This window comes from Ornithinimicrobium cavernae, assembly GCF_003121625.1.
In the GTDB taxonomy this organism is placed as follows: Bacteria; Actinomycetota; Actinomycetes; order Actinomycetales; family Dermatophilaceae; genus Ornithinicoccus; species Ornithinicoccus cavernae.
In genome coordinates this window covers 291,768-317,455 of sequence record NZ_QDDJ01000001.1, presented here as the reverse complement: position 1 = coordinate 317,455, position 25,688 = coordinate 291,768, and the positions used below count along the sequence as shown (strand labels likewise).

The 25,688-nt window shown below is 71.4% G+C and carries 24 protein-coding genes and 1 pseudogene; 17 read left to right on the top strand and 8 right to left on the bottom strand.

Features of this window, described 5'->3' with window-relative positions:
- The first annotated feature begins 63 nt into the window (after positions 1–63).
- Positions 64–1,719 carry a urocanate hydratase gene (gene hutU, locus DA085_RS01475; protein WP_109471147.1) on the top strand — a complete coding sequence of 552 codons (1,656 nt, stop codon included), beginning with the start codon at positions 64–66 and terminating at the stop codon, positions 1,717–1,719.
- Positions 1,720–1,795: 76 nt separating this feature from the next.
- On the opposite strand, the gene DA085_RS01470 is transcribed toward hutU, so the two are convergent.
- The 3 genes from DA085_RS01470 to DA085_RS01460 are packed head-to-tail and all read right to left on the bottom strand — an operon-like array spanning position 1,796 to position 3,497.
- Positions 1,796–2,839, bottom strand: coding sequence for a hypothetical protein (locus DA085_RS01470; protein WP_109471146.1), 1,044 nt, complete (start codon positions 2,837–2,839; stop codon positions 1,796–1,798).
- A 26-nt stretch (positions 2,840–2,865) separates the two neighbouring features.
- Entirely contained in the window at positions 2,866–3,258 is a 393-nt protein-coding gene (locus DA085_RS01465; RefSeq protein ID WP_109471145.1) for a type II toxin-antitoxin system VapC family toxin, read from the bottom strand.
- On the bottom strand, positions 3,255–3,497 hold the full coding sequence (locus tag DA085_RS01460; RefSeq protein WP_109471144.1) for a FitA-like ribbon-helix-helix domain-containing protein: 243 nt from the start codon (positions 3,495–3,497) through the stop codon (positions 3,255–3,257). Before DA085_RS01460 ends, DA085_RS01465 begins: the two co-directional genes overlap by 4 nt.
- A gap of 82 nt (positions 3,498–3,579) precedes the next feature.
- Here DA085_RS01460 and DA085_RS01455 point away from each other — a divergent pair, with 82 nt between their 5' ends.
- Positions 3,580–4,872, top strand: coding sequence for an MFS transporter (locus DA085_RS01455; RefSeq protein WP_161958385.1), 1,293 nt, complete (start codon positions 3,580–3,582; stop codon positions 4,870–4,872).
- Positions 4,873–4,890: 18 nt separating this feature from the next.
- On the opposite strand, the gene DA085_RS01450 is transcribed toward DA085_RS01455, so the two are convergent.
- The 3 genes from DA085_RS01450 to DA085_RS01440 all read right to left on the bottom strand — a co-directional run bounded on the left by DA085_RS01450 (position 4,891) and on the right by DA085_RS01440 (position 7,085).
- On the bottom strand, positions 4,891–5,853 hold the full coding sequence (locus DA085_RS01450; RefSeq protein ID WP_109471142.1) for an AraC family transcriptional regulator: 963 nt from the start codon (positions 5,851–5,853) through the stop codon (positions 4,891–4,893).
- 38 nt (positions 5,854–5,891) lie between these two features.
- Positions 5,892–6,512 (bottom strand): NAD(P)-dependent oxidoreductase, encoded by a 621-nt coding sequence (locus DA085_RS01445; RefSeq protein WP_109471141.1) that lies wholly within the window; start codon positions 6,510–6,512, stop codon positions 5,892–5,894.
- A gap of 72 nt (positions 6,513–6,584) precedes the next feature.
- Complete coding sequence (locus DA085_RS01440) at positions 6,585–7,085, bottom strand: anthrone oxygenase family protein (protein WP_109471140.1); 501 nt, start codon at positions 7,083–7,085, stop codon at positions 6,585–6,587.
- Positions 7,086–7,300: 215 nt separating this feature from the next.
- Here DA085_RS01440 and DA085_RS01435 point away from each other — a divergent pair, with 215 nt between their 5' ends.
- The 7 genes from DA085_RS01435 (at position 7,301) to hutI (ending at position 14,702) form a co-directional block, all read left to right on the top strand.
- A complete protein-coding gene (locus DA085_RS01435; protein WP_109471139.1) occupies positions 7,301–7,579 on the top strand; it encodes a Fe-S cluster assembly protein HesB in 279 nt (92 codons plus the stop codon).
- Between the two features lie 58 nt (positions 7,580–7,637).
- The gene (locus DA085_RS01430; RefSeq protein ID WP_109471138.1) at positions 7,638–8,108 is read left to right on the top strand and encodes an aminoacyl-tRNA deacylase; all 471 of its coding nucleotides are present in this window, start codon (positions 7,638–7,640) and stop codon (positions 8,106–8,108) included.
- Between the two features lie 160 nt (positions 8,109–8,268).
- Positions 8,269–10,233, top strand: coding sequence for a BCCT family transporter (locus DA085_RS01425; protein ID WP_109471224.1), 1,965 nt, complete (start codon positions 8,269–8,271; stop codon positions 10,231–10,233).
- A gap of 45 nt (positions 10,234–10,278) precedes the next feature.
- Entirely contained in the window at positions 10,279–11,505 is a 1,227-nt protein-coding gene (locus tag DA085_RS01420; protein ID WP_272914464.1) for an allantoate amidohydrolase, read from the top strand.
- A gap of 122 nt (positions 11,506–11,627) precedes the next feature.
- Positions 11,628–12,107: an AAA family ATPase gene (locus DA085_RS01415; RefSeq protein WP_202619059.1), complete on the top strand. Its 480-nt coding sequence runs from the start codon at positions 11,628–11,630 to the stop codon at positions 12,105–12,107.
- The gene (locus tag DA085_RS01410) at positions 12,104–13,483 is read left to right on the top strand and encodes a formimidoylglutamate deiminase (protein ID WP_109471137.1); all 1,380 of its coding nucleotides are present in this window, start codon (positions 12,104–12,106) and stop codon (positions 13,481–13,483) included. The genes DA085_RS01415 and DA085_RS01410 overlap by 4 nt, the downstream gene beginning before the upstream one ends.
- A 31-nt stretch (positions 13,484–13,514) precedes the next feature.
- Positions 13,515–14,702 carry an imidazolonepropionase gene (hutI, locus tag DA085_RS01405; protein ID WP_109471136.1) on the top strand — a complete coding sequence of 396 codons (1,188 nt, stop codon included), beginning with the start codon at positions 13,515–13,517 and terminating at the stop codon, positions 14,700–14,702.
- 27 nt (positions 14,703–14,729) lie between these two features.
- On the opposite strand, the gene DA085_RS01400 is transcribed toward hutI, so the two are convergent.
- Positions 14,730–16,520, bottom strand: coding sequence for a bifunctional metallophosphatase/5'-nucleotidase (locus DA085_RS01400; protein WP_109471135.1), 1,791 nt, complete (start codon positions 16,518–16,520; stop codon positions 14,730–14,732).
- Positions 16,521–16,720: 200 nt separating this feature from the next.
- Between DA085_RS01400 and DA085_RS01395 the strand changes: the two genes are divergently transcribed.
- From DA085_RS01395 to DA085_RS01385, 3 genes are all read left to right on the top strand, one after another.
- Complete coding sequence (locus tag DA085_RS01395) at positions 16,721–18,031, top strand: sensor histidine kinase (protein WP_109471134.1); 1,311 nt, start codon at positions 16,721–16,723, stop codon at positions 18,029–18,031.
- Between the two features lie 256 nt (positions 18,032–18,287).
- Complete coding sequence (locus DA085_RS01390) at positions 18,288–18,749, top strand: hypothetical protein (protein ID WP_109471133.1); 462 nt, start codon at positions 18,288–18,290, stop codon at positions 18,747–18,749.
- A 235-nt stretch (positions 18,750–18,984) separates the two neighbouring features.
- Entirely contained in the window at positions 18,985–19,602 is a 618-nt protein-coding gene (locus DA085_RS01385) for a response regulator (RefSeq protein ID WP_109471221.1), read from the top strand.
- 6 nt (positions 19,603–19,608) lie between these two features.
- On the opposite strand, the pseudogene DA085_RS01380 reads toward DA085_RS01385, so the two are convergent.
- Positions 19,609–19,923: pseudogene (locus tag DA085_RS01380) on the bottom strand (transposase); the annotation flags it as partial.
- Positions 19,924–19,977: 54 nt separating this feature from the next.
- Between DA085_RS01380 and DA085_RS01375 the strand changes: the two are divergent.
- The 5 genes from DA085_RS01375 (at position 19,978) to DA085_RS01355 (ending at position 25,651) form a co-directional block, all read left to right on the top strand.
- The gene (locus DA085_RS01375) at positions 19,978–20,436 is read left to right on the top strand and encodes a type II toxin-antitoxin system Phd/YefM family antitoxin (RefSeq protein ID WP_237565243.1); all 459 of its coding nucleotides are present in this window, start codon (positions 19,978–19,980) and stop codon (positions 20,434–20,436) included.
- Positions 20,433–20,771, top strand: coding sequence for a hypothetical protein (locus tag DA085_RS01370; RefSeq protein WP_109471131.1), 339 nt, complete (start codon positions 20,433–20,435; stop codon positions 20,769–20,771). The genes DA085_RS01375 and DA085_RS01370 overlap by 4 nt, the downstream gene beginning before the upstream one ends.
- A 339-nt stretch (positions 20,772–21,110) precedes the next feature.
- A complete protein-coding gene (locus DA085_RS01365) occupies positions 21,111–21,878 on the top strand; it encodes an ABC transporter ATP-binding protein (RefSeq protein WP_109471130.1) in 768 nt (255 codons plus the stop codon).
- Positions 21,878–24,436 carry an FtsX-like permease family protein gene (locus DA085_RS01360; RefSeq protein WP_109471129.1) on the top strand — a complete coding sequence of 853 codons (2,559 nt, stop codon included), beginning with the start codon at positions 21,878–21,880 and terminating at the stop codon, positions 24,434–24,436. Before DA085_RS01365 ends, DA085_RS01360 begins: the two co-directional genes overlap by 1 nt.
- A 141-nt stretch (positions 24,437–24,577) precedes the next feature.
- Positions 24,578–25,651: a glycerophosphodiester phosphodiesterase family protein gene (locus tag DA085_RS01355; protein WP_109471128.1), complete on the top strand. Its 1,074-nt coding sequence runs from the start codon at positions 24,578–24,580 to the stop codon at positions 25,649–25,651.
- Positions 25,652–25,688: the final 37 nt, after the last annotated feature.

Sequence of the window (25,688 nt, the reverse complement as noted above, 5' to 3'; positions counted from 1 at the left end):
GTCGAAGGGCGGTCCGAACCTCCCCAAAAATGGGGACACCCGGCACACTCAAAGGAGAGCACCATGGAAGGCGCCCGACCCGTCCGCGCAGCACGCGGCACCACGCTGAGCGCCCGCAGCTGGGCCACCGAGGCCCCGCTGCGGATGCTGATGAACAACCTGGACCCCGAGGTGGCTGAGCGCCCGGACGACCTCGTCGTCTACGGCGGCACCGGCCGCGCGGCCCGCGACTGGAAGTCCTTCGACGCGATGGTGCGCACCCTCACCACGCTGCGCGAGGACGAGACCATGCTCGTGCAGTCCGGTCGCCCCGTCGGCGTCTTCCAGACCCACGAGTGGGCCCCGCGCGTGCTCATCGCCAACTCCAACCTGGTGCCGGACTGGGCGACCTGGCCGGAGTTCCGGCGCCTGGAGCACCTGGGGCTGACGATGTACGGCCAGATGACCGCCGGGTCGTGGATCTACATCGGGACCCAGGGCATCCTCCAGGGCACCTACGAGACGTTCGCGGCCATCGCGGCCAAGCGGTTCAACGACACCCTGACCGGGACCCTCACCCTGACCGGTGGGTGCGGCGGCATGGGCGGTGCGCAGCCGCTCGCCGTCACGCTCAACGGCGGGGTCTGTCTCATCGTGGACGTCGACCGGTCGCGGCTGCAGCGACGGGTGAAGAGCCGCTACCTGGACGAGGTCGCCGACTCCCTCGATGCCGGCGTCGAGCGCGCGCTGGCCGCCAAGGAGGCGGGTGAGGCGGTCTCGATCGGTGTCGTCGGCAACGCCGCCGAGGTCTTCCCGGAGCTGCTGCGCCGCGGCGTCGCCATCGACATCGTCACCGACCAGACGTCGGCGCACGACCCGTTGTCCTACCTGCCGGAGGGCGTCGCCCTGGAGGAGTGGCACGAGCTCGCCGAGAAGAAGCCCGAGGAGTTCACCGACCGCGCGCAGGCCTCCATGGCCAAGCACGTGGAGGCGATGGTCGGGTTCCTCGACGCCGGTGCCGAGGTGTTCGACTACGGCAACTCGATCCGGGACGAGGCGCGCAAGGGCGGTTTCGACCGGGCCTTCGACTTTCCCGGGTTCGTCCCTGCCTACATCCGGCCCCTGTTCTGCGAGGGCAAGGGTCCCTTCCGCTGGGCGGCACTGTCCGGCGAGGAGAAGGACATCTATGCCACCGACCGGGCCGTGATGGACCTGTTCCCCGACAACGACCACCTGCAGAAGTGGTTGCGGGGCGCGCGGGAGAAGGTCGCCTTCGAGGGCCTGCCGGCGCGGATCTGCTGGCTCGGCTACGGGGAGCGGGACAGGGCGGGGCTGAAGTTCAACGACATGGTGGCCAGGGGTGAGGTCGAGGCCCCGATCGTCATCGGCCGCGACCACCTGGACTGCGGTTCGGTGGCCAGTCCCTACCGGGAGACCGAGTCGATGGCCGACGGGTCGGACGCGATCGCCGACTGGCCGCTGCTGAACGCCCTGGTCAACACGTCCTCCGGCGCGTCCTGGGTGTCACTGCACCACGGTGGTGGCGTCGGTATCGGGCGCTCGATGCACGCCGGCCAGGTGTCGCTGGCGGACGGCACCGAGCTGGCCGCGCAGAAGCTGGCGCGGGTCCTGACCAACGACCCGGGCATGGGCGTCATCCGGCACGTGGACGCCGGCTACCACGAGGCCGAGGAGGTCGCTTCCGAGCGCGGCGTGCGGGTGCCGATGCGCGAGCAGTAAGCGTCTCCCCGTCCCGATCGAGCGCGTCGTGGCCTGAGATACCAGACGACCGAGCGCGTCGTGGCGGGACGATGGGTCAGGGCACCCTCATCATGAGAGTGATGCCGGCAAGCAGGTCGGTCTCCCCGAAGGCGAGGTGCAGGAACTTCTCGTCCACCCGATAGCGCAGGTAGGACCTGCCCTCGCTCTCCGGATCCCCGAGCAGGGCCCCGACCTGCTTCATGGTCGACTCCTTGGTGAGGCCGTCGATCAGGTCCGGCCCGGACCACCAGGTGTGCTCCGTGGGTGGCAGCCCGTAGCCGATGCTGCGGCCGAGGCTTACGTGCACCCAGATCGTCTCGACCCGGCCGCGCTCGACCTCCACCTCGAGGCCGGTCTTCTTGAGTCTGCGGCTGGTCGACCTGACCTTGTCGCCGAGCTCGACGCCGACGAACTCGCCGAGGGCGGCGGCGGCCTCAGGGCCGTCGGGGCTGCCGAGGAGGTCGAGCAGTGTGGTGATCGCGCCGGTGACCGACGTCTGTCCGGACGCCTTGTCCGGGTTCTCGGTCGTCGAGACGGGCGCGCCATCCTGTCCGGTCGCCTCGTCCCACCAGTCGGTGAACGCGTCCGCGCCGAGGTCATCCCAGGCCTCGGGGACACTCACCCCGAAGGTTCTCTCCACCCAGGAGCGGAAGCCGGCGTGCGCCTGTGCCGACTCCGCGGACGGCCTCTGGGACACCGAGAAGCTCTTGAGCTCGTCGTGGCCGATGGCGACCAGGCGCAGGAACTCGAGGGGCGACTCGGCCAGCGTCAGCCTGTCGAGGCCGTCAATGAGCACGACCTTGACGTCGCTCTCGGATGCGCGCCACAGCGCGACCATGCCTCCGGCGCCGTCCGCCTCCGCGAACGGCAGCAGTTGCTGGCTGGCGGCCTCGTCGTCCAACCAACCCTCGAGCGTGAGGTCGCTGCGGAAGACGGTCCCCGTCTGCCACTCGCCGGCGTAGGGCGTGGCGTAGACGACCCTGCCGTTTCCCGCCTCCCAGCCCTGCTCGTGCATCCAGTCAAAGGCTCGGAGCAGCTCGTGAGGGAGCTGACCCCAGTGGGGGTGCGCGGCGGTCAGGGCATCGGCGAGCTGGCTCATGGAAGGAAATGTAGCCGGACGACGCGTCAGCCCACCGTGAGCACAGACAGGCCGCGCACGGGTGCCCGTGCCAGCCGCCCGTCCGCGGTGAGCAGTGGTGCACCGAGCAGGCGGGCGAGGGTCACATAGTGGGCGTCGCTGATGCGCAGGCCCTTGCGCAGCGCCCAGATCTCGGCCGCGAGCTCATCAGTGGGGACGCGGGTGAACGGCAGGCGGCTCCAGGCGTGGACGGCGCGGTCGGCCTCGGTCGTGGTGATGGCCTCGGCACGCTCCAGCCGGGCGAGGGCGGAGAGCACCTCCGTGTCGATGAGCGTCGGAGCGAACAGGTCGGCTGCCGCGAACCTCTGCAGTGTGGCGTCCCGGAGCTGACCGGGCACCAGGGCATTGACGCCTGCGCTGGCATCGAGAACCAGCCTCACGCGTCGACTCGGTCGTAGTCCTCACGAGCGTCGTCCACTGCGCTCAGCACGTCGATGGGGCGAACGTCCGCCTGGGTGGCACGCTGCTCAAGGAGCCATTCGCGCATGGTGGGGCGGTGCAGGTCGATCCTCAGGAGCCGTATGACATACGCCGACATCGTGACGCCCTCGCTGCGGGCGCGCTCGGCGAGAGCAGCGTGTAGGTCGTCGGGAAGATTCTTGACCTGGAGCATGCCCATGGCATGATTTTAGCATGCTGCTGGCATGCCGCGTCATCCGGCGGGAGACCGCCCGACCAGCGGGCCACGGCAGGATAGGGCCGTGCGTCTCACCGTCGTCTACCAGCGCCTCGTCCGGGCCGACCGCAGCGACCAGTCCGACAGCGAGCAGCGGGCCACCGCGCACAACGGCACCCGCCAGCTGGTGGCCGACGCGCTGCAGGCGACGGGCGACCAGGTCGTCAACGCCAAGACCGTGCTGCCCTGGCTGTTCACCGCGCTGGGGGTGCCGCCGGGCCTGATCGGGCTCCTCGTGCCGATCCGCGAGTCCGGCTCGATGCTGCCGCAGGCTGCGCTGGCCCCGTGCGTCGAGCGGACCCGGCGCCGCCGCTACCTGTGGATGCTGGGGGCGGCGGGGCAGGGGGTTGGAGCGGCCGGTATGGCGCTCGCCGCGGCAGTCCTCGACGGTCTCGTGGCGGGGGTGGTCATCCTGGTGGCGCTCGCCGCCTTCTCCCTCGCCCGGGCGCTGTGCTCCCTGGCCGGCAAGGACGTGCTCGGGCGCACAGTCCCCAAGGGGGAGCGGGGTCAGATCACCGGGCTGACCACCGTCCTGTCCGGCGCCGTCGCCATCACCCTGGGCCTCGGCATACGTCTGCTGGGCGGTGCCGAGCCCCATCCCGCGGTGCTCGTCTGGCTGCTCGCCGGTGCCGCCGCCCTCTGGGTGCTCGCCCTGCTGGTCTTCCTCGGCGTCCGCGAGCCGGACGTCGAGCCGGCGACACCGGAGGAGACCCAGGGGTGGGCGCGCCGGTCGGTGCAGCTGCTCCGGGAGGACCGCACGTTCCGGCGCTTCGTCCTGGCCCGCACCCTGCTCCTCGTGTCGGCGCTGAGCCCGCCCTTCGTGGTCGTGCTGGCGGCCCGGCAGGGCGGGGGAGGGCTCTCCGGGCTCGGCCCGTTCATCATCGCCCAGGGGTTGGCGAGCCTGCTCGGCGGGAAGTGGTTCGGGCGCCTGGCCGACCGCTCCTCCCGGTCGCTCATGGTGTGGGGTGCGGCGGCCGCGTCCGTGGTCATCGTCGGTTTCCTGCTCCTGCTGCGCCTCCCCGGTATGCCGTCGGCCTGGTGGCTCTACCCGGTCACCTACCTGTTGCTGGTCCTGACCCACACCGGGGTGCGCGTGGCCCGCAAGACCTATGTGGTCGACCTGGCCGAGGGGGACCAGCGCACGGAGTACATCGCGGTCGCCAACACCGCGATGGGCATCCTGCTGCTGGTTGCCGGTGCGGTCTCCGGTGCGCTGGCCCTGCTCGGAGCGCAGGCGGCGCTGCTCTTCCTGGCCGGGCTCGGCCTGGGCGGGGTGCTGGTCAGCCGGTCGCTGCCGGAGGTGAGTCACTCCAGCTGAGGCCGGCACCCGCGCAGGTCAGCTGCTCGTGCGGGCGACGAGCGAGGGCGGGGGCGCCTGCCGATACTGCTGCGGGCTCACGTCGTAGGCCCGCTTGAACGCCGTGCTCAGCGAGAACGGCGTCGCGTAGCCGACCTGCCGGGCGATCGCCGCGACCGTCGCGTCGGACGAGGTCAGCCGGTCGGCGGCCAGGGCCAGGCGCCAGGTCGCCAGATAGCTCATGGGCGGCTCACCCACGATCGAGGTGAACCGCCGGCCGAGCGCCGCCCGGGAGACGCCGACCCGACCCGCGAGCTCCTCGACGGTCCACGGGTGGGCGACCTCACGGTGCAGCAGGGTGAGGGCCGCACCGACGGCAGGGTCCTGCCGGGCCCGGAACCAGCCGGGGCCCTCGTCAGCCTGCGCAGCGAACCAGCTGCGCAACGTCGAGATCAGGAGCACGTCGAGCAGCCGGTCCAGCAGGGCCCGCTGCCCCGGGGCCTCGACGCCCAGCTCGGCCACGAGCACGTCCAGGAGCGGGTCACCCGAGGCGCCCGGATCGTGGACGGCGACCCGGGGCAGCGCAGCCAGCAGTGGCCGGCTCGCCTCGCCGTGGCCCTCGTAGGAGCCGACCAGGATCTGGGTCGAGCCGCCCGGGACACCCCAGGTGCGCACGCCCAGCGAGCGCTCGTCCCAGAGGCCCCGGCCGTCCTCGACGCTGGTGCAGCGCCCACCGGGGTAGATGACCACATCGGGAGGCAGGCCGAGGATGTCGGTCACCGTGTAGAAGTCCGGTCCGCGGACGATGGCCACGCTGCCCTCGGGCACCGGCACCGGCTCGCCCCCGTCGGGGCACACCCACATCGGCCCGTGCAGGGACGCGAGCACGGTCAGCGGCGCCCGGTCCTCGATGCGCAGCGACCACGGGGGCTCCAGCAGGGCGCGCAGCAGGAACGCCCCGCGCGCCCGCGGCCCGTCGAGCAGTGCCTCGAGCACGTCCACACCGGTCAGGCTATCGGCGGCACGGGCGCAGGCCGGTCTCATGCCGACAGCGCGACGTGGCGGTGCACGAGATCGTCCGCACCCACCTGGGCGACCAGGAAGTCCGCCACCTGCCCGCGGGACACCTTCAGCGACAGGCCGCTCGCCTCGCTGCCGAAGCCGTGGCGGACTCCCGGCACCTCGTCGTCGGTGAAGGCGCTGGGCCGCACGATCGTCCAGTCCAGCCCGCTGGCGGTGACGACCTCCTCCTGGGCGACGTGGTCGGCATACGCCTTCCGCAGCAGCGCACCGAACATGACGTGGCGCCACAGGAGGTTGAGGTTCGCCCGGCTGGTCCCGACGCCGAGGGTCGACTGGCAGATGAGCCGCCGGACGCCCGCCTTGTGCATCGCCTCGACGACGGCGCGGGTTCCCGCCTCACGCACCGCTCCGTGCCGGCCGTTGCCGAGCGTGATGATCACGGCGTCCGCGTCGGTGAGAGCGGCTCGGCAGGCGACCGGGTCGGTGACGTCACCCTCGACGACGCGCAGGTGGTCGTGCTGCCGGGTCACCCGCGCGGCGTCGCGCGTGTGGGCCGTGACGGTGTGGCCGGCCTCCAGGGCCCGGTCGACGACGAGCCGACCGGTGGTGCTGGTGGCTCCGAAGACGGTGAGGTGCATGACTGTTCTCCTTGGGTTGCGGTGTGTCAGACAGAGGTATGCGGCGTGGTCGGGTCGGGCGGTGCGGTCCGCTCAGGTGGCGTGCCGGCTCAGCAGCAGGGCGACGGACAGGGCGCCCAGGGAGCCGACGGAGGTGACGGTGCGGACGATGTTCCAGGTCACCCACCGCGCCTCGAAGCGCTCCCGCAGGGTGGCGGCGTCCGAGAAGTCCGGTGCGGCGGCCTGGACCCGGGCGTTGAGCGGCAGATGCACCGCCACGGTGACCGCGACGGTCGCGACGACCAGCACCAGCGCGACGGCGAGCCAGGTGACAGCCCCGCCGCCGCCCGGCAGGTGCAGGACGAGGGCGGCGAGCGTCAGGACCGGGCTGCCGAGGAAGGCCAGCCCCATCCACGGGTTGGCGATCGCGGCGTCGATCCGCTGGAAGCCGCGCAGACTGTCCTCGTCCGACAGGGTGCCGAGCCCGGGCATCACGCAGTGCGCGAAGGCGTAGAGCAGCCCGGCGGTCAGACCCGTGGTGAGGGTCGCCCCGATCAGCGTGCCCACGACCAGGGGGTTGGAGAAGGTGCTCATGTCACAAGGGAACCCGCTGCCCGGGTGCCCTGGCCATGGTTTGCCTGCTCCACGGCATACGTCAGACGCTCACCAGGCCGGCGACTTGACACACCCCCGGGGTCTTCGACCAGTGTGGAGGGTGTCCGAGGCGCGTGCGCATTGCCCCGCGAGGTGGTCGTAAGCGTCCACGCCGGCCGCAGTGCCGGCGACCGCACCGAAGACAGGAGTCCCCCATGCTCACCGTTTCCGAGAACGCTCAGGCCGTCGTCAAGGGCCTGACCGACAGCGAGGAACTGCCCGCCACTGCCGGCCTCCGCCTGGCCGTCGGCCCTGACCAGAGCCAGCTGGAGGTGAGTGTCGTCCGCGAGCCGCAGGCCAGCGACGTGACGGTCCCGGCAGGTGACGGCAACGTCTACCTGGCGGAGGAGGCGGCCCCGCTGCTCGAGGGGCAGACCCTCGACGCGGCGCAGACCGACGAGGGCGTCGGCTTCACGCTCACCCCACAGTCCTGACCGGGTGACACCGGCGTCCGCCCCACGCGGTGGGGCGGACGCCAGTATGTTTGCCCCCATGGCGGAGGAGACTGCGATCGCGGCCGTCGAGGCGGCCGGCCTCGACTACGAGGTGAAGCGGCACGGACGGGTCGGCAGCCTCGAGGAGGCTGCCGCGGCCCGCGGTGTGCCGCCGGGTGACCTGATCAAGACGCTGGTCGTGCGCCGGGCCGACGACGACTTCCTGTTCGTGCTGGTCCCCGGCGGGCGGGAGATCTCCTGGCCCAAGCTGCGCAAGCTGCTGGGCGTCAGCCGCCTGTCCATGCCCGATGCGGAGACGGCCCGCGCGGCCACCGGCTACGAGCGCGGCACCATCACGCCGTTCGGGTCCTCGACGGCCTGGCCGGTCATCGCGGACACCAGGGTCGCCGAGCCGGAGCGGCCGATCTCGCTGGGGGGCGGCGCGCACGGCGTGGGCCTCACGGTGGCCGCGGGGGAGGCGCTCACCGCCCTGGGCGCGCAGGTCGCCGACGTCACGACCGAGGGGTGACCGCCCCCGCTGTTGAGCGCGGTGTCCGCTTCGGGCAAGGTGGAGAGGTTGACCGACCAGCAACGTCCCGCGGCCCCGTGGGGCAGGAAAGGTAGATGTGGCTTCGGACGAGACCACGACCCAGACCCCCGTCACCGGACACCAGGGCGTGGAGCACCCGATGTACAGCAAGCACGAGCTGCTGGAGCACATGTTCAGCACGGCCGAGGAGTCCGGGACCGGCCGCGGCGGCCTCGACAGAGTCATCTTCGGGGTGGCCTCGGTCATCGCCCTGAGCTTCGTGGCGTGGGGCTTCCTGGGCACCGAGTCCCTCGGCGCCACCGCGGGCAACGCCCTCGGGTGGGCGATGACGAACGCCGGCTGGGTCTTCGTGCTGCTGGCCTCGGTCTTCGTGGTGTTCGCGCTCTGGCTGGCCGCCAGCCGCTACGGCACCATCCCGCTGGGCAAGGACGACGAGACGCCGGAGTTCCGCACCGTCTCGTGGATCGCGATGATGTTCAGCGCCGGCATGGGCATCGGGCTCATGTTCTACGGGGTGGCCGAGCCGCTCTACCACTACCTCGTGCCGCCCGGGACGAGCTACGACCCGGCCAACTACACCGGTGACGGGGGACTGCTGCAGACCCAGGTCCAGCAGGCCGAGGCCCTCGAGACGGCGATGGCGACCACGATCTTCCACTGGTCGCTGCACCCGTGGGCGATCTACGCAGTGGTCGGCATCGCCGTCGCCTACAGCACCTTCCGCAAGGACCGGAGCCAGCTCATCTCCTCGGTCTTCGAGCCGTTGCTCGGTGACCGGGCGAACGGCCCGGTCGGCAAGGTCATCGACATCCTGGCGATCTTCGCGACCCTCTTCGGGTCGGCCGCCTCCCTCGGCCTGGGCGCGCTGCAGATCGGCGGTGGCCTCACGTTCAACGGGTGGTTCGGTGAGGTCGGCACGCCCGTGCTCATCGGCATCATCGCGATCCTGACCTGTGCCTTCATCGCCTCCGCGGTCTCCGGTGTCGCCAGGGGGATCCAGTGGCTCTCGAACATCAACATGGTGCTCGCGCTGGCCATCGCGGTCTTCGTCTTCGTCGTCGGCCCGACCGTCGCCATCCTCAACATCGTCCCGACGTCGGTCGGCCAGTACCTCACCGACCTCACCGAGATGGCCTCGCGCACCAACGCCAGCGGTGGCGACGCGATGGACGTGTGGCTGTCCGGGTGGACGGTCTTCTACTGGGCCTGGTGGGTGTCGTGGACCCCCTTCGTCGGGATGTTCCTGGCCAGGATCAGCCGGGGCCGCACCATCCGCGAGTTCGTGACCGGTGTCATCCTCGTGCCGAGCATCGTCAGCGTCATCTGGTTCGCCGTCTTCGGCGGCGCGGCCATCCGCACCCAGCAGGCGACCGGCGCGGTCGCCGACACGACGGCGCCCGCGGCGGACGGGCCGATGTCCTTCGACCTGGCCCTGTTCAACATGCTCGAGCAGTACCCCCTGGCCTCCATCACCAGCGTCATGGTGATGGTCCTGGTCGGGATCTTCTTCGTCTCCGGTGCGGACGCGGCGTCGATGGTGATGGGTTCGCTCTCCGAGCGGGGCACGCTGCACCCGAGCCGCAAGACGGTGATCTTCTGGGGTGCGCTCACCGGTGGCGTCGCGGCGGTGATGCTCATGGCCGGCACCGGCGACGACCCGGCCGCCGCCCTCAACGGCCTCAAGAACATCACGATCCTGTCGGCACTGCCGTTCGTCCTGGTGATGGCCGGCCTGTGCCTCGCGCTGACCAAGGACCTGCGCAACGACCCGATGATGCTCCGCCGGGAGAAGGCTGTCGACATGCTCAAGCAGGCCGTCGTCAGCGGTGTCGCCATGCATGGCGACGAGGAGCTGACCATCCTCGTGGAGCCGACGGCCGAGAGCGACGTGCCGTCGCTGGAGGACCTGCACCCGGGGCCGATCAAGACCCCTCTCTCGGTCACCGGTGAGCCTCCGGGGTCCGACCGTGACCGGACGGGGTCCGACGATGACCGGACCCCGGAGGACGGCGGATCGTCGGAGTCCGGGCCCGGCGAGTCGTCAGGCACCACCGGCCCGACGAAGCGGGACCGCGGCGACTCGCCGGACACCACCGAGGAGTGAGAGCCCCCGCCTGCGGCGCCGGCGTCGAAGGGGCAGGATGAGGCCGTGACCTTCGACGCGATGTGGCAGGACCTGGAGCCGGTCGGACGTGCTCAGAGCGGGGGCTACCGGCGGTTCGCCTGGACGGGTGAGGACCACACCCTGCGGGAGTGGTTCGCGGCCGAGTGCCGGCGCCGCGGCCTGGACCTGGCCGAGGACCGGATGGGCAATCAGTGGGGCTGGTGGTGGGACGGTCCGGGCACGGTCGACGACGCCGCCGCGGCAGGGAACAGCGGGGTCGCGATCGGCTCCCACCTGGACTCCGTCCCGGACGGCGGGGCGTATGACGGTCCGTTGGGTGTGGTGTCCGCGCTCGCCACCGTGGACCGGCTGAGGGCGGCCGGCGTCCGGCCGGACCGTCCGCTGGCCGTGGTCAACTTCGTCGACGAGGAGGGGGCGCGGTTCGGCGTGGCGTGCGCCGGCTCCCGGGTGATCACGGGCGCCATGACACCGGAGCGGGCGCTGGCGCTCACCGATGCCGAAGGGGTAAGCATGGCGGAGGCCCTGACCGCCGCGGGGCGCGACCCCTCCGCCGTGGGTCCTGACGCCGAGGCCCTCCGGCGGGTAGGCGCCTTCGTCGAGCTGCACGTCGAGCAGGGACGCGGTCTGGTCGACCTCGGCGTGCCGGTGGCCGTCGCCAGCGACATCTGGCCGCACGGCCGGTGGCGCTTCGACTTCCCGGGCGAGGCCAACCATGCCGGCACCACGAGGCTGGAGGACCGGCAGGACGCGATGCTCGGGTATGCCGACCTCGTCCTCGGGGCCCGCAAGGAGGCCCAGCTCCGCGGCTGCGTCGCCACCGTCGGCAAGGTCGCGGTCACCCCGGGCGGGGTCAACGCGATCCCGAGCCACGTGACGGGTTGGTTGGACAGCCGCGGCCCCGACGAGGACGAGGTGCGGGCGACCGTCGAGGAGCTGCGCTCCCGGGCGGGTCACTTCGGCGCCACCGTCACCGAGGAGTCGTGGACCGCGACGACCCGCTTCGACCAGCCTCTCAGCGACCGGCTGCGCGACGTCCTGGCCAGTGAGGCGGAGCTCAGCGTCCCGGTGCTCGGGACGGGTGCGGGACACGACGCGGGCATCCTCGCCGCGGCGGGGATCCCGTCGGCCATGCTCTTTGTCCGCAATCCCACCGGCATCTCGCACAGCCCCGAGGAGTTCGCCGAGCGGGATGACTGCCACGCCGGCGTCGACGCGCTCACCGCGTGCGTCCAGGACCTGGTGACCCGATGACCACCCCCAGTGCTCTGCAGAACGAGCCTCCCACCCTCAGCGCTCTGCAGAACGAGCCTCCCACCCGCAATGCTCTGCAGAACGAGTCGCGTGCGACGTCTTCTGCAGAACCGACGGGACCGGTGGGACGACCCGCCAAGGGGCGCACCCGCATACTGCTGACCGGCATGTCCGCGGTCGGCAAGTCGACGCTCGTCGGGCTGCTCCGGTCGCGCGGTCACTGTGCGGTGGACCTCGACGAGGGCTACACCACCGAGAGCATCGGACAACCGGGTGAGGTGCTGTGGCTCGAGGACCGGGTCCAGGATCTCCTGGACGGTCCCCAGGACGTGCTGTTCGTGGCGGGGTGCGCCAGCAACCAGGGTCGGTTCCGTGACGACTTCGACCACATCGTGCTGCTCAGCGCGCCGCCCGAGGTGATCCGGCAACGGCTGCGGACGCGCGACACCAACCCCTTCGGCAAGACCCCTGAGCAGGAGGACCGGGTCCTGACCGACCTGGCCGAGGTGGAGCCGCTGCTGCGCGCCGTCGCGGACACCGAGATCGTCACCACCGACGGGCCCGAGCGCGCCCTCGAGCAGCTCCTGGAGCTGGTCCGATGACCGGCGAGCGCAAGTGGCACGCGGAGTGGGCGCTGCTGCCCGACGGCCCGGCGCGCGACGTCGTCCTGGACGTGGTGGGCGGACGGTTCGCCGCCATCACCGTCGGCGTGCCGGCGGTCCAGGCGGCTGCGGACGGGGCCGAACGGCTCCCCGGGGTGGTCCTTCCCGGACTGGCCAACTGCCACAGCCACGCCTTCCACCGGGCCCTGCGGGGGCGCACGCACAGCGGCGGCGGCACCTTCTGGACCTGGCGGGAGGGCATGTATGCCATAGCGAACCGGCTGGACCCCGACAGCTACCTGCAGCTGGCCCGGGCGACGTATGCCGAGATGGCGCTGGCCGGCATCACCGCCGTCGGGGAGTTCCACTACCTGCACCACCAGCCGGGCGGGACACCCTATGACGACCCGAACGCGATGGGCCACGCCCTCGTGGAGGCCGCTCGTGACGCCGGGATCCGGCTGACCCTGCTGGACACCTGCTACCTGGCGGGCGGGCTGACCGCTGACGGCCACACCGAGCTCGCCGGTCCGCAGCTGCGCTTCGGCGACGGGGGCGTCGACGGGTGGGCGACGCGGGTGTCCGAGCTGACCGACCACGCTGCAGGTGGCCCTGGGCACCTGCGGGTCGGCGCCGCGATCCACTCCGTCCGCGGCGTGCCGCGGGAAGCGCTGGGGCGGGTCGCAGAGTTCGGACGGACCCGTCCGGGTGGAGCGGCGCCGGTGCACGCGCACGTCTCCGAGCAACCGGCGGAGAACGAGGCCTGCCTCGCGGCCTATGGACTGACGCCCACAGGGCTGCTGGCGGCGGAGGGAGCCCTCAGTCCGGAGTTCTCAGCGGTCCATGCCACGCACCTGACCGGCGCTGATATCGCGCTGCTGGGTGACTCGCGGTCCACCGCGTGCTTCTGCCCGACCACGGAGCGCGATCTCGCTGACGGCATCGGCCCGGCCCGGGCCCTTGTCGACGCCGGGGCACGGCTGTCCCTCGGGTCCGACCAGCACGCGGTCATCGACCTCATCGAGGAGGCGCGCGCCCTGGAGATGCACGAACGCCTGGACACGCTGGAACGCGGGCGGTTCACACCCGACCAGCTGCTGGTGGCCGCGACGGCGCACGACACGATCGGGTGGCCCGACGCCGGTCGACTCGAGGTCGGGGCGCGCGGCGACCTGGTGGCAGTGCGGCTCGACTCCCCACGGACGGCAGGGGCGGATCCGGGCCAGGTGCTGCTGGCCGCGACCGCTGCCGATGTCGACACCGTGGTCGTCGACGGCGAGGTGGTGGTCACAGAGGGGCGGCACCGACTTGAGGACGGGCGCCGGCTCGGGCCCCGGATGGCCGAGGTCATCGACCTGCTGTGGACCGGTCCCTGAGCGCACCGATGGGTGCGGGAGACTAGCAGCCATGGCGATCCTCATCACCGGCATCAGCGAACTAGTCACCTGCGACGAGACTCTTGAGGGGGCCGACCAGGCCGACCGCCTCGGGATCCTCCACGACGCCGCAGTCGTCGTGGGCGCGGAGTTCGAGGACGCGCCGACGACCGTCCAGTGGGTCGGTGCGGCCGCTGACGCTCCTGCTGCCGACTGGTCGTTCGACCTCGGGGGCCAGGCCGTGCTCCCCGGGTTCGTCGACAGCCACTCCCACCTGGTCTATGCCGGCGACCGGTCCGCCGAGTTCGCCGCGCGCATGACGGGTCAGCCCTACGACGGCGGAGGCATCGCGGTCACGATGGCAGCCACCCGCGAGGCCTCCGACCCCGAGCTGCGTGCCCTCCTCACCGCCCGCGTCGACGAGATGCGCTCGCAGGGCACCACGACGGTGGAGATCAAGAGCGGTTACGGGCTCACCCTCGAGGAGGAGGTGCGGGCCCTCCGCCTGGCCAGTGAGGTCACCGAGGAGACCACCTTCCTCGGTGGGCACGTGGTGCCGCCGGAGTTTCGGGAGGACCGCGGGAGCTACGTCGACCTCGTCGCGGGGGAGATGCTGCAGGCCGCCGCGCCCTACGCCCGCTGGATCGACGTGTTCTGCGAGCCGAACTCCCCCCACGCCTTCGACGGGGAGGAGGCGCGCCGCATACTCCTGGCCGGAAGGGAGGCCGGGCTCGAGCTGCGGGTCCACGGCAACCAGCTGGGCCACGGGCCGGGCGTGCAGCTGGCCGTCGAGCTCGGCGCGGCCAGCGTGGACCACTGCACCTACCTGTCCGACGCCGACATCGACGCCCTCGCCGGGTCCGAGACGGTCGCCACCCTGCTGCCCGGCGTGGAGTTCTCCACGCACTCGCCGTACCCGGACGGCCGACGACTGATCGACGCCGGGGTCGAGGTGGCGATCGCGACCGACTGCAACCCGGGCACCTGCAACTCCTCCTCGATGCCGCTGATGATCGCCCTCGCCGTCCGCGAGATGGGCATGACCCCGGCCGAGGCGGTCCGGGCCGCCACGGTGGTGGCGGCCCGGTCGCTCCGGCGCTCGGACGTGGGGGTCGTGCGGGTCGGCGCGCGGGCGGACCTCGCCGTCCTCAGCGCCCCGAGCTACCTGCACCTCCCGTACCGCGTGGGCGTGCCGATCGCGAAGACGCTGCAGGTCTGAGCGCCGACACGACCACGCGGAGAAAGGTCAGTCGACGACCCGCTCCCCGGCCACAGTCAGCCACCAGTTCTCCGTGTGGAACTCGGCCGGGTCGATGACCCCACGGTCGGCGGCCCAGTCGATGAGCAGCTGGCGGATCTCCTGCTGCTCGTTGTAGACCAGGGGCGCGCTGGTGATGTGCGGGAAGTTGCCGCCGCCGGAGCGCCGGTAGTTGTTCACCGCGACCACGAACTCCGTGTCAGCAGTCACCGGCGTGCCGTCCGCGAGGGCGAGGTTCACCACGCGCTCGCCGACCGGCTGCGACAGGTCGAGCTCGTAGCTGACCCCGGAGAGCATGTCGTAGTTGTAGTCCGGCGTGCCGTCGGCGTTCACGTCCGTGGCGGGGTCGAATGTGTCACCGGCCGGGACGGTCGCGAAGTACTTCGCGGAGTACTCCAGGTAGTCCGTGATCTGGGCACCTGTCATCGTGACGGCCTCGAGGGTGTTGTCGTAGATGTACAGGCCGGCAATGTCCCGGACGCTGACATCACCGGCGGGGAAGACCGCCTCGCGCGAGAACGGTGCGGCGATCGACAGGACCGGCAGGTCGGCGTATGCCGTGCCGTCCAGGGCCGCGTCGACGGTCTCGGTCTGCACGTGCTGGATGAAGTCGACGATCGGCGTGTCCTGCCAGTAGGAGGCGGCGCCCGACAGCTCCTCGGTCGCGGTCGCCACGACCTGGTTGACGTAGTCGACCGTCGCCTCGTGCTCGTCGGCCAGCGCCGCCACGACCCCCGGGTGCTCGGGGTAGTCCGCGGTGCGGATCGCGACGGCCTCGGCACCGGTCACGTCCCACTGACCGCGCTGCTTGTGCAGGTCGAGGTCAACGCGGGAGACGGTGCTGCCCCACCGGTAGGGCTGGGTGAGCAGCACCGGCTCGCCGGTGGCCTCGTTGGTGATGACCTGCTGCGGCGCGTCCTGGTGCGTGTGCCCGATGACCATCACGTCGATGCCGGGGACCGACCGCGCGATGTCGTCGGCCGGGTTCTCCGGCGGGAGCACCGAGTCGTCGTAGGAGGAGTCGCCGATGCCGGCATGGCTGAGCACGACCACGACGTCGGCGCCCTCGGCCCTCATCTGCGGCACGTACTGGGCGGCGGTGTCGACCATGTCCAGGAACTCCACCCGGCCCTCGACGTTGCCCTTGTCCCAGATCGCCGAGCCCGGTGTGGTCAGGCCCAGGACTCCGACGGTGACCGGCTTGTGGCCCTTCACCTTCTTCCTGATCATCGTGTAGGGCTGCAGCGCCGGCTCACCCGTCGCGGCGTCGACGACGTTGGCGCCGAGGAGCGGGAAGTCCAGGTCCGCGTCGTAGGCGTTCAGGTGGTCCAGCCCGTAGTTGAACTCGTGGTTGCCGACGACCTGGGCGTCGTAGCCGATCAGGTTGTACGCGGTCGCCATCGGGTGGTCCGCACCGGTCTCGGTGATCGGCTCGACCTTGGCGTAGTAGTAGGACAGCGGCGTGCCCTGGATCGCGTCGCCGTTGTCGAGGACGAGCAGGTGGTCGTCGCCGACCTCAGTGCGCACGGCGTCCACGATCGAGGCGACCTTGGCCAGACCCACGGAGTCACCGGCACGGTCGCTGTAGGGGGCGTCGCGGAAGTAGTCCCAGTCCATCACCCGCCCGTGCATGTCCGTGGTGACCAGCAGGGACAGGTCGAGATCGTGGGCACTGTCGGCCTGGTCAGGGGTGCGGTCCGGGGCGCCGGAGGCGGCAACGGGCGTGAGCCCCGCAACGGCGATGACGAGCCCGAGGGCGAGGGTGCGGCGGGTGGACATACGGGTCTCCTGTGTCGGCACGAGGGTTGACACCGACACCGTAGGGGAGAGGGGTGACGTCCGGCCATCCCCGAAGCCGGGCGACCGCCACCCCTCAGCTCCGGCGGCAGCCGCCTGCGACCGAAGTCGTAGGACCGACCCGGCCGACCTCAGACCGGCGGCTGACTCGCCGGCCCGGCCACGCGGCATACGCTCGTGGGATGGAATCGGTCCGGAGAGCACGCGACTGGGTGCAGGGCTCCCCCTTCCTGGTCGACGCCGTGCTGGCAGGGCTGGCGTGGCTGGTGTGTGTCGTGATCAGCGGCGCCAGCGGTCCGTGGACCCTCCTTCTCACCACCACGCAGGTGCTGCCGCTGGCCTGGCGTCGCACGCAGCCGTTCGCCGCCGCGATGGTCATCGCGGCCTCCTGCGTCCTCCAGCTCGTCATCCTCGACGAACCGCTCGTCTCCAACGTGGCGGCCCTGGCCATCACGTATGCGGTGGCCGCCTATGGCGAGGAGCGCTGGCACACGCGGGCGGTGGTCGCCGCAGGGCTGGGCGGCTCGGTGCTCGGGGTGTTCGACTGGCTGGTGGGTCGTGGCTTCTACAGCCCCAGCGTCGACTCCCTGATCGTCCAGATGGTGCCGATGCTGCTGTTCATGTGGATGTCGGTCGGCGTCGCGTGGGTGCTCGGCGACGCGGTCCGCAGGCGTCGCGCCGTCGTCGCCAGGCTGCGCGAGCAGAACGAGGCACTCGCCCGGGACCAGGCCCAGCGGACGGCGCTCGCGGCGCAGGGGGAACGGGCCACGATCGCGCGGGAGATGCACGACATCGTGGCCCACTCCCTGTCGGTCGTGGTCGTGCAGGCCGACGGAGGGGCGTATGCCGCTCGCGTGGCACTGGACCGTGGGTCCGGTGGGGACGCCGCGGCGCTCGAGCACGCCGCGCAGACCCTGGAGACCCTCGCCGCGACCGCGCGGGAGGCGCTCACGGACACCCGGCGCCTGGTGGGCGTGCTGCGGGACAGCGGTAGCGCCGCGGAGTTCCAGCCGGCGCAGGGGCTGGGTGACCTCGAGGACCTCGTGCAGCGGGTGCGCGACTCGGGGGTGCCGGTGACGCTGGCGGTGCGCGGCGAGGTGGAGCGGCTGCCGCGGGAGCTGGACCTGGCGGCCTACCGCATCGTGCAGGAGTCCCTGACCAACGTCCTCAAGCACGCCGGGCCCGACGCCAGCGTGGTCGTCGACGTGCTGCGCACCCCGGCGGTGCTGCTCGTGAGGGTGACCGACGACGGCTGGGGGGTCGGCGACCCGGGGACCGACCCGGGGGAGGACGGGTACGGCAGTCACGCCGTCGTGCCGGACGGGCACGGCAACGGGATCATCGGGATGCGCGAGCGGGTCGAGGTCCTGGGCGGCACCCTGCACGCGGGGCCGCGGGTCGGCGGCGGCTTCGAGGTCGTCGCCTCGGTCCCGGTGACCGCCTCGGAGCAGGTGCCCGCGGACAGCGGAGGCAGCCAGCAGACGCGTCCTTGATCGCGCGCACGAGGCAAAAAAGACGTGTGTCGGAAACATAAAGCGACGCGTAGCAATTCAAGAAGTCATCACTTGGTCAAGATTTCCCAGGCCCGCATTCTCGTCTTGCGGCGCCTGAAGAGCGTGTTTAGCGTCGGTGATATTCGAGGACTTCTTGCGAGTCTGCGAAGGCGTCCGGCCGACCAGGTCGGCGCCAGTCAGCAATCCATTATCGTGCCGCCGGCCTCATCGCCAGCCGCACGGAGAAGGAGCCACCATGCGTACGCTGATGATTGCCGCTTCCAGCCTCGTCCTCGCCGCCAGCCTTCCGCCGGCTGCCTCCGCCCAGAACGGCCACTTCGTCGGCCAGCAGGACTGCGAGGGTGACGGCCTCGCTGTGACGTGTGAGGGGAAGGTGGCCGGGCTCGGCTCGGAGACGTTCAACATCGTCGTCACGGCAGACGCCTCGGCCACGGTCGAGTGCACGAACCCCGGCGGGAACGTGGCGCCCGGCCAGTCGTTCGACTACGTCGCCGAGGGCGCCACCGGTGAGATGGAGACCCCCCGCAACGGCAGCTACACCTACAGCATCTCGACCGACGCCCCCGAGGCGCCGGCCGACGCGTGCCCCAACGGCGCGTGGACCGCAGAGGTGGTCGACGTGGAGTACGGCCCAGCCACGGTCTCGCTCTACGAGGGCGGGGCGCTCGTCGACTCCGTCACGCTGCCCGTGGACTGACCCAGCCCCGGAGGGCGGCCCTTCACGGTCGCTCAGCCCCTTCCGACTCGCGCTGACCCGCCGAGCCAGCCACGCCGCATACGCTGGAGGTCGTCGTCCCGGTCCCGGTGACCGCCTCGGAGCAGGTGCCCGCGCGCACCGGAAGGAGCCAGCAGTGAGCGATCAGCCGCGGGAGGGTGGTCCGATCCGGCTCTTTCTGGTGGACGACCAGGAGCTGGTCCGGGCCGGGTTCCGGATGGTCCTGGATGCGCAGGACGACATGACCGTCGTCGGGGAGGCCGGCGACGGCGTGGCCGCGCTCGCCGCGGTGCCCCAGGTGCGTCCCGACGTCGTGCTGATGGACATCCGGATGCCGCGCATGGACGGTGTCGAGGCCACCCGCCGGCTGTCCGAGGCGGGCGACCTGCCCAAGGTCCTGGTGCTGACCACCTTCGACCTGGACGAGTACGCCTTCTCCGCCCTGCGGGCCGGGGCCTCCGGGTTCCTGCTCAAGGACGCCGGGCCGGCCGAGCTGCTGACCGCCATCCGGGCCGTCCACGAGGGCGACGCGGTCGTGGCCCCGAGCACGACCCGGCGGATGCTGGACCGGTTCGCCGAGCACCTGCCGGGCGGCGACGACACCGGCGGGGGCGCCGAGACGGCCGAGGCCCGTCTCGCGCCGCTCACCGAACGGGAGCGGGAGGTGCTCGTGGCGGTCGCGCGGGGCCTGAGCAACGGCGAGATCGCGGCCGAGCTGTTCCTCGCCGAGGCCACGGTCAAGACCCACATCGGCAGGATCCTGCACAAGCTCCAGCTGCGGGACCGAGTGCACATGGTCATCACCGGCTACGAGACCGGACTGGTCGGGGACTGACATGGACTTCTTGCCGAGGTTGGAGTCGGTGAACGCCTTCAGCGCGGCGTCCTCATTCGCCGCGGTGTAGATCGGGCGCAGCATGGCAGCGACGGCCTTGCGGTCGGTGTAGGACACGAAGTGCATGGAGGCCCGGGTCAGGTACACCACAACCGTTTCGACCAACGCGCCGGTCCAGGCCGCCTCGATGGCCTCGGGGAAGTCGGTGGGCAAGTCACGGCAGACGATCAGCACGTCCTGGAGGCCGCGGTTGGCCAACTCGGCGCAGACCGATGCCCAGAACTTCGCCCCCTCGGTGGCCTGCACCCAGATGTCCAGGACGTTGTCTGCCGATGTGATTTGCGTATTCAGAGCGTGTTCTGAATACTAGGGGCCATGAGCATGACGATCACCCGCAGTGTCCAATCCTCCGAGTTGAGCCGCAACTCTCGTGAGGTGTTCAAGGCTGCCGACGAGGGGCCTGTGATCGTCACCCGGCGCGACGGTGAGGACCTGGTCCTGGAGAGCCGTCAGAATGTGGAGACCGAGCGGGCGGGGGTCGAGTTGGCCTCCCACCTGGTCGCGGCATCCCTCGCGCCCAGCGATGCCCCTTTCGCAGAGCGGCTCATGAGCGTCTTCCCTTGGATGGAGTTCCTGAGTGCCAGTGGGCGCGAGGAGTTCGCCGAAGAGGTCGTCCGCGTCGCCCGAGCCTGCGCGGCGGTCAGTCGCTACGAGAGGCTTCTGATCACCCTCAACTCCTGGCAGGACAGCGCTGTGGCAATCTCCATGGGCTATGCAGACCGCCAGGTTGAGTGGCTGGACGAAGGCGAGACGGTCCCGGACCCCCGCGCGTGAGCAAGCGGGGCCAGGTCGTCAACAGACCTCTGCGAAAGAGCGAGTTCACGATCCACTTCGCGTCCAAGTCGGCCGGAGAGGGCTGGCAGGCGATGCTGGCGACACGGCGGAATGACGTTGTGACGGCCTGGGAGTGGCTGACCAGCACTCCGCTCGAGAGGGCTCTGGGTAACTACCCACTCAAGGACGAACTTCGGTGGATCAGCCGCGGCGGTAAACGGCACGAGCGGTGGCAGTACAAGCTGGGGAGCAACGCGCGAATCTGGTTCTACGTGGACGGGCAGATCGTCCACCTCGAGGATGTGCACACCAACCACCCGAACGAGACAAAGTAGAATGGACCTCGGCGCCATCGCAGACCGCGAACGCCGGGTATTTGAACGCGTCAGCGCCTCCACGGCCGAGTTGATGCGGGTCAGGCTGAGATCTTGGCGGCCCGGGAGCGACGCGATGCCGCGGTTCGGGCAGCGGTGCGCAGTGGCCGTTCCATCATGTGGTGCCCAGAGGTTCGCGGCCCCACGGCACCCTCGTGCAACGTGGGAGGTCGACGGCCTCTGAGTCATGCGTCATACCCCGGTATGACGGTGCTCGGCCTGTGGGGGCAGGGCACCTGACTTGCGGTCCAGCCCGCGGACCGACGCGCGGACCGGCCTCCGCTCCGTAGCGTCATCGGCATGACACAGACGAGCATGCAGCGGGCAGTCAGCCCGGGGGCGACGCTGGCCGCCAGCGCGATAGACCTGACCAAGACCTACGGCCACGGGGAGACGGCGGTGCGCGCCCTCGACGGGGTCTCCGTCGGGATCGAGGCCGGCCGGTTCACCGCCATCATGGGGCCCAGCGGGTCGGGCAAGTCCACCCTGATGCACCTGCTGGCGGGGCTGGACACCCCCACCAGCGGCCGGGTCTTCCTGGGCGACGCCGAGCTGACCCGGATGACCGACACGGCCCTGACCCGCCTGCGCCGCTCGCGGGTCGGCTTCGTCTTCCAGTCGTTCAACCTGCTGCCGACCCTCACCGCGGAGCAGAACATCCGCCTGCCGCTGCAACTCGCCGGGTCGCAGGGGGACCCGGCGTGGCTGCGGCAGGTGGTGACCGGCCTCGGGCTCGAGGAGCGGCTCAGCCACCGGCCCGGTGAGCTCTCGGGTGGGCAGCAGCAGCGGGTGGCCCTGGCCCGCGCGCTGGTCACCCGACCGGACGTCGTCTTCGCCGACGAGCCGACCGGGGCGCTCGACTCCACGACGGGGGCGGAGGTCCTGTCGCTGCTGCGGCGCAGTGTCGATGAGTGGGGACAGTCGGTCGTCATGGTGACCCACGACCCTGTGGCCGCGTCGTATGCCGATCGGGTTCTGCTCCTCTCTGACGGCAGGGTCGCCGGTGAGATCCTCGACCCTGACGCGGACGCGGTGCTCGCGGCCGTGCGTGATCTGGGTCGGCTCTGATGGCGGGTGCGCGGGGCTGGATGACCGCCGGGATGGCCTCCAAGGGACGGCGCCTGGTTTCTGCGGCCGTCGTGATCGTGATCGGCGTGGCCTTCCTGACGACCAGCCTGGCTGCGATGGTCACCATGCAGCGGGGCCTGCAGGACGCCGTCGGAGCCGGACTGCGGGAGGCCGGCGTGGTGGTGACCGGGACCGACAACAGCTGGATCGGGGCCGAGACGTTCGACGACCTCGCCGCGCTGCCCGAGCTGACGGACGTGCGGGGCGCCACCAACGTCTCCGCCCAGCTCGGACCGGAGGAGTGGGTGATGGGCGCGTCCGTCCCGCTCGGCGGACTGACCCTGACCGACGGCGCTGCAGTCGGGGAGGACAGCCGCGTCGGAGAGGTCGTCGTCAACCAGATCCTGGCCGAGGACGTTGCTGTGGGTGACGAGCTGACCGTCACGACCGTCCCGGCGGAGCCGGGCGAGCCCGGTACCCCGGTGACGCTCAACGTCGTGGGCGTCGCCAGCTTTGACGAGGCCACCTCTGCGCTGGCCTTCGGGCCAGGCTTCGTGGCCGCCGACGCGACCCTGCGGTCCATCGACCCGCAACTGTCCTACGAGGCCCTCATCGCCGACGTGGCGCCCGGGGCCGACGAGGCAGCGGCGCGGGAGGCCGTCGCGCAGGCGTGGTCCTCGGCCGTCGTGCAGACCGGCCCCGAGGCCGCCGCCGAGCGGGTCGCGCAGCTCACCGGCGGCACCGACATCCTCGCTGGGATCCTGCTCGGGTTCGGCGCGGTGGCCCTGGCGACCGCAGCGATCGTCATCGCCAACACCTTCACCATCACCCTGGCCCAGCGCACTGGCGAGCTCGCCCTGCTGCGGGCCGTGGGCGCGACCAAGCGCCAGGTCCGCGGGCTGGTCCTGTTCGAGGCCCTCGTCCTCGGTCTCGTCGCATCCGCGGTCGGGGTGTGCGTCGGGCTGCTGGGCGGGCAGGGACTGCTGGTGCTGGCCGGACGCTTCGACCTCGGCATTCCCCTGGCGGACCGCATCGCGATCACCCCACTGATGCTGCTCCTGCCGCTCGCCGTCGGCACGGCGATGACTGTGCTCGCCGGCCTCTGGCCGGCGGCGCGGGCCACCCGCGTCTCCCCGCTCGCCGCGCTGCGGCCGGCGGGGCAGGCCAGTGACCGCCGCCGGATCAGCGGGGTCCGCCTGGTCGCCGCGATCCTGCTCGTCGGGACCGGCGGGGCAGCGATGGCGTATGCCGCCACGAACCGAGACATGATCAGCGGCGTCGTCGGTGGTCTGGTCTCGTTCGTCGGCGTGCTGCTCGCTGCCGTGGTCATCGTCCCGGCCGCGGTCCGGGCGCTGGGTCTGTTGGCGCGTGCCACCGGGGTTCCCGGCCGGCTCGCGGTCGACAACGCGGTGCGCAACCCGGGCCGGGCGGCCGCGACGAGCGCGGCGCTGCTGGTGGGCGTCACCCTCATCACGATGACCTCAATCGGCGCAGCCTCGGGGGAGCGGACCGCGATCGGTGAGATCGACGCCGCCTACGCCGTCGACTTCGTGGCCGAGACCGGCGGGGAGTATCTGGAGGAGACCGGCACCCCGGCCGACGACGTCGACGGTGCCGGGTCGGGCGAGGAGTCGGAGGCCCCGACGACGGTGCCCCTGCCGCTCGGGCGGGACACCGACACACGACTCGGCGCCGTCGACGGTGTCGAGGCGGCGCGGGCCGTGGACACGGCCTACCTGGACCTGGACGAGTCCTGGGCCTCGACGCTCACGCTCGGGCTCGACCCGGCACGCGACGGCGACGTCGTGCGCAGCCCTGCGCTGCAGCAGCTGGTGCCGGGCACCATCGGCCTGAGCCGCGACATGCTGAACATCCACGGCCTGGAGCCGGGTGCCACCATCCCGGTGCACGGCCCGGGCGGGACCCGCGAGCTGAGGATCGTCGAGCTCGCGGTGGGCTACAACCTGGCGCTGCACGTCACCGACCTGCAGACCCTGGGTGGCGACTCCGTCGTCCCCGGTGCGGTCCTGGTGCGACTGGCCGAGGACGTGGACCTGGCCGACACGCTGGCCGGCATCCAGGAGGTCGCGGACAAGGAGAGCCTGACGCTCAGCGGCTCGGCCATGGACCGGGCCGTCATCACGCAGATGCTCGACGTTCTGGTCCTGGTGACCACGGCCCTGCTCGGGGTGGCGGTGCTGATCGCGGTCGTGGGCATCGCCAACACGCTGGCGCTCTCCGTCCTGGAGCGCACACGGGAGAACGCGCTGCTGCGCGCGCTCGGGCTGACCCGGTTACAGCTGCGCGGCATGCTCACCGTCGAGGGTGTCCTGCTGGCGGTGGTCAGCGCCCTGCTGGGCATCGTGCTGGGTGTCACCTACGCCTGGCTCGGGGTGCAGACCCTCATGCCGGAGGACACCGAGGCCGTGCTCGCGTTCCCGGTGACCCGGCTGAGCGTGATCCTCGCGGTGGCGATCGCGGCCGGGGTGCTGGCCTCCGTCCTGCCGGCACGCCGGGCGGCCCGCACCGCACCGGCCGCGGGGCTGGCGGCGGTCTGACCGACGGCGGCAACCGTTCAGGGCCCGTGCAGCGGCTGTTTGCTCACCGTTGTCGTGGTGGGGAGGGTGACTGCCTAGCGTCGGCGGAGAGCCTGTGCGGCAGTGCCGCCGGCGCTGTCACCCCCCACCAGAGGAGACCTCATGCTGACCCACCTGGTTGCCGCCGCGCTGGCGGCCACCGCCCTGGCGGTGCCCGCCGCAGCGCCCGGGGCGGAGGCCCCCGGGCACGAGCCCAAGCGCCACGTGCTGCCCCAGAAGACGCACTTCGACCTCCAGGCCCATCGTGGCGGCCTCGGTCTGACCACGGAGTCCGTGCCGGAGGCCTTCGCGAAGGCGATGGAGCTGGGCGTCACCACGCTCGAGCTGGACACCCAGGTCACCGAGGACGGCGCCGTCGTGGTGACCCACGACCGGCAGATCTCGGCGCAGAAGTGCCGGGACACGGGGCCGGCCTTCCCGGGCGACCCCGAGTACCCGTACGTCGGTGGGTACCTCACGAACCTCACCCTGGAGCAGGTGCAGACGGTCGAGTGCGGCTACCAGCAGCTGCCCGGACACCCGGGTCAGGAGGTCGTCACCGGTCCCATGGTCGAGCTCAAGGACGTCTTCGCGCTGGTCGAGGCCTACGACGCCCGGCAGCTCACCCTCAACATCGAGACCAAGGTCGAGGCGGGCGCTCCCGAGCAGACGGCGCCGCGCGAGCTGTTCGTCCGGCGGGTCCACGAGGAGATCGCGGCGGCCGGGATGGAGCAGCAGGTCACCATCCAGTCCTTCGACTGGGGCGCGTTGATGGAGATGCACGAGATCGCGCCCGACCTGCCGCTCGTCGCCCTCACCAACCACGACTTCCTCGAGGTCGGGGAGCCGGGGGCGTCGCCGTGGCTGGGCGGCATCGACGCGGACGACTTCGGGGGCGACCTCGTCGAGGCCGCCGCGTCGATCGACGGGGTCGTGGCCGTCTCGCCCGTCTACGGCTTCCCGCAGAACGGCACCGTCGGCCAGGAGGGCTTCGAGTTCTACGTCTCGGCGGACATGGTCGAGCGTGCCAACGCCAAGGGGCTCGAGGTGATCCCGTGGACGGTCGACGACCGGGCCACGATGGAGGCCCTGCTCGGCATGGGCGTCAACGGCCTCATCACCGACTACCCGGACGTCCTGCGCGACCTCATGGCCGACCGCGGGATGCGGCTGCCCAAGCCGTACACCGAGGACTGAGCAGCCGCACCGCAGCAGCCGCCGGTCGTCGAGCCAC